The sequence below is a fragment of the Synechococcus sp. BA-120 BA3 genome, from assembly GCF_034931285.1.
Classification (GTDB): Bacteria; Cyanobacteriota; Cyanobacteriia; order PCC-6307; family Cyanobiaceae; genus Cyanobium.
Map to the genome: position 1 here is coordinate 1 of NZ_JAYGHZ010000036.1, position 11782 is coordinate 11782.

General features: G+C 68.7%; 12 protein-coding genes and 1 pseudogene. 4 read left to right on the top strand and 9 right to left on the bottom strand.

The genetic code is table 11. The features are described from left to right. The 3 genes and pseudogenes from VB737_RS03070 to atpD all read right to left on the bottom strand — a co-directional run. Positions 1–325 (bottom strand): annotated as a pseudogene (locus VB737_RS03070) (rhomboid family intramembrane serine protease); the annotation flags it as partial. 11 nt (positions 326–336) lie between these two features. Next, the gene (gene atpC, locus VB737_RS03075) at positions 337–744 is read right to left on the bottom strand and encodes an ATP synthase F1 subunit epsilon (RefSeq protein WP_500311037.1); all 408 of its coding nucleotides are present in this window, start codon (positions 742–744) and stop codon (positions 337–339) included. 13 nt (positions 745–757) lie between these two features. Further along, entirely contained in the window at positions 758–2224 is a 1467-nt protein-coding gene (gene atpD / locus VB737_RS03080; RefSeq protein ID WP_500311039.1) for a F0F1 ATP synthase subunit beta, read from the bottom strand. A gap of 248 nt (positions 2225–2472) precedes the next feature. Here atpD and groES point away from each other — a divergent pair, with 248 nt between their 5' ends. The 3 genes from groES (at position 2473) to VB737_RS03095 (ending at position 6424) form a co-directional block, all read left to right on the top strand. After that, complete coding sequence (gene groES, locus VB737_RS03085; RefSeq protein WP_015110667.1) at positions 2473–2784, top strand: co-chaperone GroES; 312 nt, start codon at positions 2473–2475, stop codon at positions 2782–2784. A 57-nt stretch (positions 2785–2841) separates the two neighbouring features. Beyond that, positions 2842–4479, top strand: a complete 1638-nt coding sequence (gene groL / locus VB737_RS03090; protein ID WP_094585628.1) for a chaperonin GroEL — start codon at positions 2842–2844, stop codon at positions 4477–4479. Between the two features lie 328 nt (positions 4480–4807). Beyond that, entirely contained in the window at positions 4808–6424 is a 1617-nt protein-coding gene (locus tag VB737_RS03095) for a B12-binding domain-containing radical SAM protein (RefSeq protein WP_500311043.1), read from the top strand. Here the strand turns inward: VB737_RS03095 and msrB are convergent. Genes msrB through gpmI form a run of 3 tightly spaced genes read right to left on the bottom strand, consistent with a single transcriptional unit; the run spans position 6379 to position 8739 of the window. Further along, positions 6379–6882 (bottom strand): peptide-methionine (R)-S-oxide reductase MsrB, encoded by a 504-nt coding sequence (gene msrB, locus VB737_RS03100; RefSeq protein ID WP_500311045.1) that lies wholly within the window; start codon positions 6880–6882, stop codon positions 6379–6381. The genes VB737_RS03095 and msrB overlap by 46 nt on opposite strands. A gap of 5 nt (positions 6883–6887) precedes the next feature. Then, a complete protein-coding gene (gene secG / locus VB737_RS03105; protein WP_015110663.1) occupies positions 6888–7118 on the bottom strand; it encodes a preprotein translocase subunit SecG in 231 nt (76 codons plus the stop codon). Between the two features lie 52 nt (positions 7119–7170). Continuing rightward, positions 7171–8739: a 2,3-bisphosphoglycerate-independent phosphoglycerate mutase gene (gene gpmI / locus VB737_RS03110; protein WP_500311055.1), complete on the bottom strand. Its 1569-nt coding sequence runs from the start codon at positions 8737–8739 to the stop codon at positions 7171–7173. Positions 8740–8932: 193 nt separating this feature from the next. On the opposite strand from gpmI, the gene pyrR reads away from it, so the two are divergent. Continuing rightward, on the top strand, positions 8933–9493 hold the full coding sequence (gene pyrR / locus VB737_RS03115) for a bifunctional pyr operon transcriptional regulator/uracil phosphoribosyltransferase PyrR (protein ID WP_500311048.1): 561 nt from the start codon (positions 8933–8935) through the stop codon (positions 9491–9493). 36 nt (positions 9494–9529) lie between these two features. Here pyrR and VB737_RS03120 read toward each other — a convergent pair whose 3' ends face one another. The 3 genes from VB737_RS03120 to VB737_RS03130 form a co-directional block, all read right to left on the bottom strand. Next, positions 9530–9748, bottom strand: coding sequence for a ferredoxin-thioredoxin reductase variable chain (locus tag VB737_RS03120; protein WP_106220503.1), 219 nt, complete (start codon positions 9746–9748; stop codon positions 9530–9532). A 40-nt stretch (positions 9749–9788) separates the two neighbouring features. Next, the gene (locus tag VB737_RS03125) at positions 9789–10616 is read right to left on the bottom strand and encodes a hypothetical protein (RefSeq protein ID WP_500311051.1); all 828 of its coding nucleotides are present in this window, start codon (positions 10614–10616) and stop codon (positions 9789–9791) included. Between the two features lie 146 nt (positions 10617–10762). Then, positions 10763–11782: Hsp70 family protein (locus VB737_RS03130; protein WP_500311053.1), on the bottom strand; the 1020-nt coding region annotated here is incomplete at its 5' end.

An 11782-nucleotide genomic window follows, 5' to 3' on the forward strand; every position in this document is an offset into this window, starting at 1 on the left:
GCGCATCCGCGCCCGGCCGCGTGGGGGCCACGCCGGAGCAGGCCTCGAGCAGGTCGAGCAGTTCGGCCAGCACAGCCGGCGCGTAGATCCCGGCCAGATGGCTGCTGAGGGCGCTGATGGCGCTGCGTTGAGGACCCCCCTGAAGCTGCAGCACCCGCTGCAGCAGGGGCTGGGTGGCCAGGTCCCGGACGGGACCGCGCAGGGTTTCCTCAGCCCCGAGGGCGTCGATCAGGCGGTTGGCGAGGGCCTGGGGATTGTCCAGGCTGACGGAACCGGTGGCGATCCACTCCCGCAGCTGCAGACCCAGCTCCCGACCCTTGCCCATGTGGGCCGCGATCAGGCGCCCTTGCTGGCCTGGAGACGGGCGCGGGCGCGGGCCAGGGCCTGCTGGGCCTTCACCTTCTCGGGGCTGGGGTCGGAGCCTTCCAGCGCCGCCGCGGCCTGCTGGGCCGCTTCGAACTCGCCCTGGGCGGCGGCGGCATTGATGCTGCTGCCCAGCTCGGCACCGTTGACGAGCACGGTGACCTCATTGGCCACCACCTCGGCGAAGCCCCCCATCAGGGCGATCGACTGCCAGTTGGCCCCTTCCCGCACCCGCAGCACGCCGCTGTCGAGGGCGGTGAGCATGGAGACGTGGCCGGTGAGGATGCCGAGCTGGCCGGTGGTGCCGGGCAGGATCACTTCGTCGGCGGTGCCGTCGAAGACGCTCTGATCGGGGGCGAGGACGCGCAGGGTGAGGGTCATGGGGTTTCCCGGATCAGGACTTGGCGTCGGCGAGGATCTTGGCGGCCTTGGCCTTCACCTGATCGATGTTGCCCACCAGGTAGAAGGCGGCTTCCGGCAGGTCGTCGAGCTCGCCGGCCAGGATCATGTTGAAGCCCTTGATGGTGTCCTCGAGCTTCACGTACTCACCGGACTGTCCGGTGAAGATCTCGGCCACGAAAAACGGCTGGGAGAGGAACTTCTCGATCTTGCGGGCCCGGTCGACGGTGCGGCGGTCGTCTTCGGAGAGTTCATCGAGACCCAGGATCGCGATGATGTCCTGCAGTTCCTTGTAGCGCTGCAGGGTGGACTGCACGGCCCGGGCGGTGCGGTAGTGCTCGTCGCCCACGACAGCGGGCTGGAGCATGGTGCTGGTGGAATCGAGGGGATCCACCGCCGGGTAGATGCCCTTGGAGGCCAGACCGCGGCTCAGCACGGTGGTGGCGTCGAGGTGGGCGAAGGTGGTGGCGGGCGCCGGGTCGGTGAGGTCGTCGGCGGGGACGTACACGGCCTGGATCGAGGTGATCGAACCCTCCAGGGTGGAGGTGATGCGCTCCTGCAGCTCACCCACGTCGGTGCCGAGGGTGGGCTGGTAGCCCACGGCCGACGGCATGCGGCCCAGCAGGGCGCTCACCTCGGAGCCGGCCTGCACGAAGCGGAAGATGTTGTCGATGAACAGCAGCACGTCCTGCTTGTTCACGTCACGGAAGTGCTCGGCCATGGTGAGCGCCGAGAGACCCACCCGCATGCGGGCGCCGGGGGGCTCGTTCATCTGGCCGTAGCAGAGGGCCACCTTCGACTTGGAGAGGTCGCCGGCGTTGATCACGCCCGACTCCTTGAATTCCTCGTAGAGGTCGTTGCCCTCGCGGGTGCGCTCGCCCACGCCGCCGAACACCGAAACGCCGCCGTGTTCCTTGGCGATGTTGTTGATCAGCTCCTGGATCAGCACGGTCTTGCCGACGCCGGCACCACCGAACAGACCCACCTTGCCGCCCTGGCGGTAGGGGGCCAGCAGGTCGATCACCTTGATGCCGGTCTCGAAGACGCGGGGCTTGGTTTCGAGCTCGGTGAGCTTGGGAGCCTGGCGGTGGATCGGGGCCGTCATGGTGCTGCTGACGGGACCCTGCTCGTCGACGGGCTCGCCCAGCACGTTGAAGATGCGGCCCAGGGTGGCCTCACCCACGGGCACGGAAATGGGGGCGCCGGTGTCGAGGGCGCTCATGCCGCGCACCAGGCCGTCGGTGCTGCTCATGGCCACGGCGCGGACCCGATGGTCGCCCAGCAGCTGCTGCACTTCGGCGGTGAGGGCCACCTGCTGGCCAGCGGAGTTGGTGCCCTCGATCCGAAGGGCGTTGAAGATCTTGGGCAGCTTGCCCGCAGGGAACTCCACGTCGAGGACGGGGCCGATCACCTGGCGCACGGTGCCTTTGGTACCAGGGACGGCGGGAGCGGCAGCAGCCATAGGAAAGGAGGGAAGGAGGGGTGCCAGCGGGATCCGACCACCCGTCTGAAGCGGCGCAACCTTACCACCGCAGGGGGCCTGGCCGCCGGCGGTTCGGTCACCCGCACAGCCCGGGGATGGCGTCGCAGCCAAGGCGCCACCTAGGTTGGCAGTCGAAGGGCGCGAGTGCCAACTCGCCCCATCCCAGCGACGCGCCGGCCCCGGTCGTCATCCGTCGCTGCCTTCGCGTCCATCCATCGCGTCAATTCATGGCTGCCGTTTCTCTCAGCGTCTCCACGGTCAAACCCCTCGGAGATCGCGTCTTCATCAAGGTGTCCGAATCGGAGGAGAAAACCGCCGGTGGCATCCTCCTGCCCGACACCGCCAAGGAAAAGCCCCAGGTGGGTGAAGTGGTCCAGATCGGTCCCGGCAAGCGCAACGACGACGGCTCCCGCCAAGCCCCCGAAGTGGGCGTGGGCGACAAGGTCCTCTACAGCAAGTATGCCGGCACCGACATCAAGCTCGGCACCGACGAGTACGTCCTGCTGTCCGAGAAGGACATCCTGGCCGTCGTCAACTGAGCCGACGGTTCCTCACCCGTCTGCATCGAACACCAACTCCGTCATTCCCTGCCTTCCATGGCCAAACGCATCATCTATAACGAGCAAGCCCGCCGGGCGCTCGAACGGGGCATCGACATCCTTGCCGAAGCCGTTGCCGTCACCCTGGGTCCCAAGGGCCGCAACGTGGTGCTGGAGAAGAAATTCGGCGCTCCCCAGATCATCAACGACGGCGTCACGATCGCCAAGGAGATCGAACTGGAGGATCACATCGAGAACACCGGTGTGGCCCTGATCCGTCAGGCCGCCAGCAAAACCAACGACGCCGCCGGTGACGGCACCACCACCGCCACCGTCCTGGCCCACGCCATGGTCAAGGCGGGTCTGCGCAACGTGGCCGCCGGCGCCAACGCCATCACCCTCAAGAAGGGCATCGACAAGGCCACCGAATTCCTCGTCGGCAAGATCGAGGAGCACGCCAAGCCGATCTCCGACTCCAACGCCATCGCACAGGTGGGCACCATCTCCGCCGGCAACGACGAAGAGGTGGGCCGCATGATCGCGGACGCCATGGACAAGGTGGGCAAGGAGGGGGTCATCTCCCTCGAGGAAGGCAAGTCGATGACCACCGAACTGGAGGTCACCGAAGGCATGCGCTTCGACAAGGGCTACATCTCGCCCTACTTCGCCACCGACACCGAGCGGATGGAAGCGGTGCTCGACGAGCCCTACATCCTCCTCACCGACAAGAAGATCGGCCTGGTGCAGGACCTGGTGCCCGTGCTCGAACAGATCGCCCGCACCGGCAAGCCCCTGCTGATCATCGCCGAGGACATCGAGAAGGAAGCCCTCGCCACCCTGGTGGTGAACCGTCTGCGTGGCGTGCTGAACGTCGCCGCCGTCAAGGCTCCCGGCTTCGGTGACCGCCGCAAGGCCATGCTCGAGGACATCGCCGTTCTCACCAACGGTCAGCTGATCACCGAGGACGCCGGCCTCAAGCTGGAGAACACCAAGCTGGAGATGCTGGGCACCGCCCGCCGCATCACCATCAACAAGGACACCACCACCATCGTCGCCGAAGGCAACGAGGCGGCGGTCAAGGCCCGCTGCGAGCAGATCCGCAAGCAGATGGACGAAACCGACTCCTCCTACGACAAGGAGAAGCTGCAGGAGCGTCTGGCCAAGCTGAGCGGCGGTGTGGCCGTGGTCAAGGTGGGCGCTGCCACCGAGACCGAGATGAAGGACAAGAAGCTGCGCCTGGAAGATGCCATCAACGCCACCAAGGCGGCCGTTGAGGAAGGCATCGTCCCTGGTGGTGGCACCACCCTGGCCCACCTGGCCCCGGCCCTCGAGGAGTGGGCGGCCGCCAATCTCTCCGGCGAGGAGCTGATCGGCGCCACCATCGTGGCCTCGTCCCTCACCGCCCCGCTCAAGCGGATCGCTGAGAACGCCGGCGTCAACGGCGCCGTCGTCGCCGAGCACGTGCGCAACAAGCCCTTCAACGAGGGCTACAACGCCGCCACCGGCGAGTACGTCGACATGCTGGCCGCCGGCATCGTCGATCCCGCCAAGGTGACCCGCTCCGGCCTGCAGAATGCCGCCTCGATCGCCGGCATGGTGCTCACCACCGAGTGCATCGTGGCCGACATGCCCGAGAAGAAGGAAGCTGCTCCCGCAGGCGGCGGCGGCGGCATGGGCGGCGACTTCGACTACTGATCGCCCCTGCGATCAGCGTCGGATCTCCAGTCCTTCGCCTTAAGCACCAAGCGCCCCTGCGGGGGCGCTTTTTTTTGGCTTCGCGTCCGTCCCCGCAAGGAAGGACGATTGGAGAGCCGCAGATTCGTCGTGATGCTGCTGCATTCACGACGCACCTTTGCATCAGCCAATGCGGCCAGAATCTACCTCATTCGCTCCAGCGAACGGCGAGGAAATGGAGGCAAGAAATGTGTGGCGTCAGCGTCATGACCTCCCGGCTGCCTACGTTCGAAGCGAAGGGTCAGACCGGCACCCGCGGCCGGGCCATCGCCATCGCCCCGCCGCTGTGATGAAAGCGCTTCTCCTCTATCCCCACTTCCCGAAAACCTTCTGGTCGTTCGACCGGTTCCTGGAGATGGCAGGCGTGAAGGCCTTCATCCCGCCCCTGGGGATCCTCACGGTGGCCTCACTGCTGCCGCCGGAATGGCATCTGCGTTTCCACGACAGGAACGTGGCCGAGGAGCCGGAGGAGGACTGGCTGTGGTGCGACCTGGTGATCGTCTCGGCGATGATGGTGCAACGGGAGGATTTCCACCATCTGATCCGCAAGGCGGTGACGATGGGCAAGAAGGTGGCGGTCGGTGGCCCCTATCCCACCTCGCTGCCGGAGCATGCGATGCAATCCGGAGCCCACTACCTGATCCTGGATGAGGGGGAACTCACGGTACCCACTTTACTGGAGGCCCTCAGGCAAGGCGCACCCACAGGGGTGTTCCGGGCCACGGAGAAACCGGATGTCACCCACAGCCCCAGGCCCCGCTACGACCTGCTGCAGCGGGACGCCTACCTGATGATGGCGGTGCAGTTCTCCCGCGGCTGTCCGTTCAACTGCGAGTTCTGCGACATCATCAACCTGTACGGCCGCAAGCCGCGGACCAAGCAGAACCACCAGCTCCTGGCGGAACTGCAGACCCTCTACGACCTGGGCTGGCGGGGATCCATCTTCATGGTGGATGACAACTTCATCGGCAATCAGCACAACGTCAAACGTCTGCTCCGCGACCTTATTCCCTGGATGCGGGCGCATCGCTACCCCTTCAACTTCCTCACCGAAGCCTCGGTGAATCTGGCCGAACAGCCCGAGCTTCTGGATCTGATGGCCCAGGCCGGTTTCTTCGGGGTCTTCCTGGGCATCGAGACCCCCGACCAGGACAGTCTGGAGCTCACCCGCAAGCAGCAGAACACCCGCCATCCACTCGTGGAGGCCTGCCGGACGATCAATGCGGCAGGACTGGTGATCTACGCCGGTTTCATCCTCGGCTTCGACGGGGAACGATCGGGGGCAGGCGAGCGCATCGAGGCGTTCATCGCCGAAACGGCCATCCCCCAGCCGATGCTGGGCATTCTTCAGGCGCTTCCGAACACGGCCCTGTGGACCCGGCTGGAGCAGGAGGGGAGGTTGCTGACGAATGCCGATGGCTGGTGTGGCGACCAGAACACCCTGATGAACTTCGTGCCCACCCGGCCGTCGGAGGAGATCGGCCGCGAGTACGTGCAGGCCCTCTGGCGGATGTACGAGCCCGCCATCTACCTGGAACGCTGCCTGCGGCACTGCCTCGCCATCACCCCCAATCCCCACTGCTCCCAGCAGATGCACGTCCCGCCGATCCGGGCGGTGCGGCTGCTGGCCCTGCTGGTCTGGAAGCAGGGCCTGCGACGCCCTGAACTGCGCGGCCTGTTCTGGCGGCAGCTGTGGGAGATGGCGCGCCAACAACCTCGCCTGCTGGCCCTTTATCTGGGCCTCTGCGCCGCCGGCGAACACTTCTTCGAGTACCGCGTGCTGGCTCGGGAACGCATCGGCGCCCAGCTGGGCCACGATCCACTGGGAGCGCCGCCGCCGCCGCTGACCCCGGCAGTGACTCAGCCCTCCGGCACGAAGGCCAGGGCGACGCCGTTGTTGCAGTAGCGCTTGCCGGTGGGTTTGGGCCCGTCGTCGAACACGTGGCCCTGGTGCCCACCGCAGCGGCGGCAGTGGTATTCGGTGCGGGGCAGGATCAGCTTGAAGTCGGTTTTGGTGGCCACCGCGTTGGGCAGGGGTTGCCAGAAGCTGGGCCAGCCCGTGCCCGAGTCGAACTTGGTCTTCGAGGAGAACAGGGGCAGGCGGCAGCCGGCGCAGACGTAGGTGCCGCTCCGCTTCTCCTTGTTGAGCGGGCTGCTGAAGGGACGCTCGGTGCCCTCATCGCGCAGCACGGCATAGGCCGCCGGAGACAGGCGCTTGCGCCATTCCGCCGGGCTCAGCTGCCAGGCCGGATCGGTGGCCTTGGCGGCCGCCAGGGCTCTGGATGCCGGCAGGAAGGTCAGCAGCCCCGCCAGGGGCGCCCCCAGCCGGGCCAGCAGGCTGGAGAGGAAGTTGCGGCGGTCCATCGAGTTCAGCCCAGCCAGCCCGCGCTCAGCACCACCGCCAGCCCCAGGAACAGGGACAGCAGGGTCCAGGTGATGCGGTTGAGGGTGTTCTCGGCGCTGCGGGCACTGCTGAACATCGAGCCGCCACTGGAAGCCAGGCCCCCCATGCCATCCCCCTTGGGGCTATGGAGCAGCACGCTCACGATCAGCAGCGCACCGCTGAGCATCCAGAGCGAGGACACAATGTTCTTGACCATCAGGCCTGGTTCTTGACCATTGGGCCAGCCTAGCGGCCGCAGGCCCGGAGCTTCAGGCGCCGAGGGTCTGGGGGATGCGGGCGGCGGGGACGGAGGCGGGCACCACCAGGGAAGTGCCGGTCATGCGGGCGGGCTTGGGCAGACCCAGGATCTCCAGCAGTGTCGGAGCGATGTCGGCAAGGCCGCCGTGGTCCCGCAGGGTGACGTCGTTGCCATGGCCCGGCAGCTTGCGCTTCTCCCCCTCCACCAGGATCACCGGCACCGGGTTGGTGGTGTGGGCGGTCCAGGGGAGGCCATCGGGGCCCTGCATCACCTCGGCGTTGCCGTGGTCGGCGGTGATCAGCAGGCTGCCGCCCATGCGGGTGGTGGCCTCCACCAGCCGGCCCACGCAGCGGTCGACCATGGCGATGGCTTCGGTGGCGGCCTCCATCTGGCCGGTGTGGCCCACCATGTCGGGGTTGGCGTAGTTGATCACCACCAGGGAGTAGATCCCCCTGCCGATGGCGGCGATGCAGCTGTCGGTGAGCTTCTCCGCCGACATCGCCGGCGCCTGGTCGTAGGTGGCGACCCGGGGGGAGGGCACCAGGTGCCGGTCTTCGCCGGGGAAGGCCTGCTCGATGCCGCCGTTCATGAAGTACGTGACGTGCGGGTACTTCTCAGTTTCGGCGGTGCGGAACTGGCGCAGGCCGTGCTCGGAGACCACCTGGCCCAGCAGGCCGTCGAGGGATTCGGGCGGGAACGCCACCTGCACGGGCAGGCCCTGCTCGTACTGGGTGAAGGTGACCACATGCAGGGGGCCGAGCCACTGCCGCGGGAAACCATCGAACTCCGGCAGGACCAATGCGCGGATGATCTGGCGCACCCGGTCGGGGCGGAAGTTGAAGCAGACCAGGCCGTCACCGCTCTCCAGCAGCCCCTCGCTGAGACGCACCGGCTCCAGGAATTCATCGGTGATGCCCGCCGCATAGGAGCCCTGCAGCACCTCCTCTGGGGTGAAGGGACAGATCTCGGACGGCTCGGTGAGCAGGCGGTAGGCCTTCTCGGTGCGCTCCCAGCGCTGGTCGCGGTCCATGGCCCAGTAGCGCCCGCACAGGGTGGCGATCCGGCCGACGCCCGCTGCATCGATCATCGCCTGGATGCGGGCCAGGTAACCCGGGCCCCCATGGGGGGCCGAGTCGCGGCCGTCGGTGACCACGTGGATCAGCACGTCGCTGAGGCCCCGGCCGGCGGCCCAGCGCAGCAGGCCACCGAGGTGGTCGACATGGCTGTGGACGCCACCGTCGGAGCAGAGGCCGATCAGGTGCAGGGGACGGCCGCTGGCGAGCAGGGTGTCACCCAGGTCGTTGAGGGCCTGGTTGCCGGCGATGCTGCCGCTGCGCACCGCCTGGCCGATCCGCACCAGCTCCTGGCGGATGATGCGGCCCGAGCCGATGGTGAGGTGCCCCACCTCGGAATTCCCCATCTGGTGATCGGGCAGGCCCACGGCGGCGCCGCTGGCTTCAATCAGGGTGTGGGGATAGGCGTGCCATAGGGCATCCATCACCGGGGTGTCCGCCTTCCGCACCGCGTTGTGATCGCTCTCGGGGCTGTAGCCCCAGCCGTCAAGGATGGCCAGAACCATGGGAGCGACGGGAGCTGCCGTCTCGCAGGAGACGCGTTCGCCGGTGCCGCTGGCGGAGTGCTTCTGGGAGGGAGCTGCTTTCACCAGCGAGAAAATCTGCACGTTTCAACGCCACGCCAACTTACAGCCCCCTCCTGACATCACCTTCTTCCGGCGCGGATGCGTCAGGCTTTGGTTACACGCCATACGCTTTGTGGCCAGAACTCAGGCCGGAACGGGCCCCTCCGACCGGCTGGAACTGCTCTCCGCCCAGGATCTGGGACGCACCCTCGATCGGCTCGCCTCCCAGGTGCTGGAGGCCGTGGCCGACAGCCGCGACCTCGTGCTGCTGGGCATCCCCACCCGCGGCGTCGCCCTGGCGAGGGTGCTGGCCGGACGGCTGGAGGCGATCTGCGGCCATCCGATCGCCCACGGCAGCCTTGACCCCACCTTCCATCGCGACGACCTGGAGCGGGTGGGCACCCGTCTGGTGGAGGCCACCCAGCTGCCGGTGCCCGTGGACGGACGCCAGGTGGTGCTCGTCGATGACGTCATCTTCACCGGCCGCACGGTGCGGGCCGCCCTCGAGGCCCTGCAGGGCTGGGGACGGCCGCGGCGGGTGGGGCTGCTGGTGATGGTGGACCGGGGCCACCGGGAGCTGCCGATCCAGCCGGACTTCTGCGGCCGGGTGGTGCCCACCGCGCGCCACGAGACGATCCAGCTCTGCCTTCAGGCCATCGATGGCGAGGAGGGTGTCTACCTGCTGCGCGGCTGACTCCCGAGAGACTGAGGCGACCTCAGACGGGGAACGTCAGACGGTGGCGAGCTCGTCCTCGCGGAAGTGGGCCCGGAACTTGCCGAAGGCGACCACCACGGGCAGGGTCGGGCTGATCGGGCGTCCCTTCCAGTCGTTCAGCACGTTGAACACCTCGCCCTGCTGACCTTCCATATCAAAGGCTTCACCCCGATGCTGGGGGTGGTTGTAGACGACCACACTGCGGCACACCCTGACCTGATCACCTGGCTGCATGTCCACCGTGACGCTCTGCGCGGCCATCCTGTCATGGGGGTCAGCGCTGGCAGGCGCTCTCCGGCCCGGCCTCCACCACCCGCCCGCCCAGCTCCTTGCAGGCCTCCTGGAAGGCCTGCCACTCGTCCATGCCGGCGGCGATGCGGCGCTGCACCAGGGCATCCAGCTTCTCCCCGGACACGGTATGGGGCAGGGAACCGTGGCTGTCCTGCTCCCGGTCCTTGCCCTGGAGCTGGTCGAGGCCCTTCTTGATCTCCTGCCGCAGGGGCTCGCTCTGCTGGCGCCACCAGGGATGGTCGATCCGGTTGAGGCTGTCGAGGGCCTCCCACCAGCGCTTCTGCTTCACCAGCAGGGTCGCCCGCTCCAGCTGGGAGCGGTTGCGGTTCCAGATCGCCTGCAGGTCGTCGCCCATGGCGCTGCCGTCGTCGTTGCGCTCCTCCCCCAGGGGGGCGAGCGCCGCCAGGGCACCCTGCAGGTCCCCGGCCTGGAAGCGGGTGCGGGCCAGGGTCCGCAGCTGGCGCTGCCAGCGCGCCAGCCGCTCGCGGTCAGAGGGGGTGCCGGCCCGGGAGTTGATCACCTGGCGCTGCAGCCGCAGGGCCTCGCTCCAGTCCTCCTGGCCCCAGAGCTGGTCAGCCTTGGCCCGCAGACAACGCCCCCGATCGAAGGGGGTGCGGCCGGGCAGCCAGCTGAGGGCCGCCAGCTGCTCGCTGTAGCGGAGGCAGTCGTCGAGGCGGCCGGTGGCGGAGGCCTGCTCCAGGCGCACGGGCAGCTGGCGCTCCCACCAGTAGCCCAGCCCGATGGCGGCGGCGACCGAACCCAGGGTGATGGCCAGCCAGAAGCGCGGGAGTCTGTGCCGGCGGAGGGCCAAGGGGGGAGAAACAGCACCGTTCTCTCCCTTTGTATGCAACGGCGGCGACCGGCGCCCGGCCGCAGGGGCAGCCTGGTCGGCGTCCACCTGCGGTGGCGGCAATCGCCAGGCCCCAGTGGCGCTCAGCGCAGCGGTTCCCCTGGCGCTCAGCGCACCGGGCCCAGGGGCCGCGGCTCGCTTCGCTCCCCCTCGCTTCGCCCCCCGTCTGCGGGGGCCTCCAGGTCGTCCCAGGCCACCAGGAGCTGGGCCCGGGCATCGATGGAGAACCGCAACCGCAACCGATCGACGCCGCGCTGACCGGGGGAGGCCAGCGGGATGGTCAGCGGCGACGATGACCAGGGCCGCACCGGGGCCGCACCCGCCTGCCGCTCACGCAGCACCGGCAGCCCACCCTCGAAGACCACCTCGGCCCGCTCCTCGGGCAGGGGCTCCCCCAGCACCAGTTCCAGCGCCTCCTGGCCGTCCCGGCTGCAGGCCAGCACCAGCTCCAGGGACTGCTCCGTGGGCCAGCTCTGGCCGGCCACGAACAGGGGATGCCAGCGGTGGGCGGCGCTGCGTCGGTCCCAGCAGCGCAGGGAAACGCCGCGGGCCAGCACGTCCCGGACCTGGACGCCGGGGGTCAGGGCCAGGGCCCCCAGGGCCACGGCCTCCACCGGCCGCTCGCCGCGCAGGGGCACCCCGGGGCAGCGGCCCTCGAGCCAGCGCCGGATCAGGGGGATCCGGCTGCTGCCCCCCACCGGCAGCACGGCGTCGATGTCCCCCAGCCCCAGCCCCTCCCGGCGGGCGGCCGCCAGCACCGCCTCCAGCAGACCGTCGAGCAGCTGCGGCAGGCCGCGCTCCTCCAGCAGCCGCTCGAAGGCCGGCCGGCTCAGGTTCAGCTCCCGGAACGACCCGGCCATCGCCTGGACCTGCCGGGCCTCGGGGGCCTCGCTCAGCTGGCACTTGATCCGTTCGGCGAGCTGCAGCAGGCCGCCGTCGGCGGGCCCATCGGGGCAGAGATGGGCCGCGATCCAGCGATCGATATCCCGCCCGCCCAGGGCCACCCCCGCCTTGCCGATCACCCGGGCGCAGCGCAGGCTCTGGCCGCTGCGGGTCAGGTCCCGGCCAGCGAAGCGCAGCAGCTGGGCGATCGGCGCCGCCCGCCCCTCGCCGCCCTCCAGGGCCAC

Coding starts and splice junctions, on each gene's coding strand:
- atpC (WP_500311037.1), bottom strand. CDS start 744: ATGACCCTCACCCTGCGCGTCCTCGCCCCCGATCAGAGCGTCTTCGAC.
- atpD (WP_500311039.1), bottom strand. CDS start 2,224: ATGGCTGCTGCCGCTCCCGCCGTCCCTGGTACCAAAGGCACCGTGCGC.
- groES (WP_015110667.1), top strand. CDS start 2,473: ATGGCTGCCGTTTCTCTCAGCGTCTCCACGGTCAAACCCCTCGGAGAT.
- groL (WP_094585628.1), top strand. CDS start 2,842: ATGGCCAAACGCATCATCTATAACGAGCAAGCCCGCCGGGCGCTCGAA.
- VB737_RS03095 (WP_500311043.1), top strand. CDS start 4,808: ATGAAAGCGCTTCTCCTCTATCCCCACTTCCCGAAAACCTTCTGGTCG.
- msrB (WP_500311045.1), bottom strand. CDS start 6,882: ATGGACCGCCGCAACTTCCTCTCCAGCCTGCTGGCCCGGCTGGGGGCG.
- secG (WP_015110663.1), bottom strand. CDS start 7,118: ATGGTCAAGAACATTGTGTCCTCGCTCTGGATGCTCAGCGGTGCGCTG.
- gpmI (WP_500311055.1), bottom strand. CDS start 8,739: ATGGTTCTGGCCATCCTTGACGGCTGGGGCTACAGCCCCGAGAGCGAT.
- VB737_RS03120 (WP_106220503.1), bottom strand. CDS start 9,748: ATGCAGCCAGGTGATCAGGTCAGGGTGTGCCGCAGTGTGGTCGTCTAC.